This window comes from Corallococcus llansteffanensis, assembly GCF_003612055.1.
Taxonomy (GTDB): Bacteria; Myxococcota; Myxococcia; order Myxococcales; family Myxococcaceae; genus Corallococcus; species Corallococcus llansteffanensis.
Genome location: NZ_RAWB01001161.1, coordinates 1 through 509, shown reverse-complemented (window position 1 = coordinate 509; position 509 = coordinate 1). Strand labels below are relative to the sequence as shown.

Genomic DNA, 509 nt, shown 5'->3' with positions numbered 1-509 from the left:
GTCCGGCAGGATCCCCCGCTCCAGCATCGACACGTAGGTGCCGTCCCCCACGATGACGTGGTCCAACAGCTTCACGCCCAAGAGGCCCGCCGCCCGCGCCAGGTGTTCGGTGAGGCCCACGTCCTGGACGCTGGGCTCCGGATCCCCCGACGGGTGGTTGTGCGCGAACACGACGGCCGTGGCCCGCGCGGAGAGCACCGCGGCGAACACCTCCCGCGGATCCACCGGGCACGCGCTCAGCGTCCCTTCCGCCACCCGGGCGTCGTGCACCAGCACGTTGCGCGGGTTGAAGCACAGCACGTGGAACACCTCGCGTCGGAGCGCGCCCAGGGTCGGCGCGAGGTACGCGTGGATCTCCTTCGGCGTGCGCAGCCGGGGCCGCCGCTCCGGAGCGCGTTGCGCGCGCCGTCCCAGCTCCAGCGCCGCCAGCAGCCGCGACGTCCGCGACGGACCCACGCCCCGCCGGGCGCACAGCACGCGCGGATCCTCCTGCACCAGCGCCTTCAGCC

1 protein-coding gene is annotated in these 509 nt (G+C 74.3%); it reads right to left on the bottom strand.

Annotated features, from left to right (window positions below):
• On the bottom strand, positions 1-509 hold a 509-nt coding region (locus D7V93_RS43920), incomplete at both ends, for a JAB domain-containing protein (protein WP_120648747.1).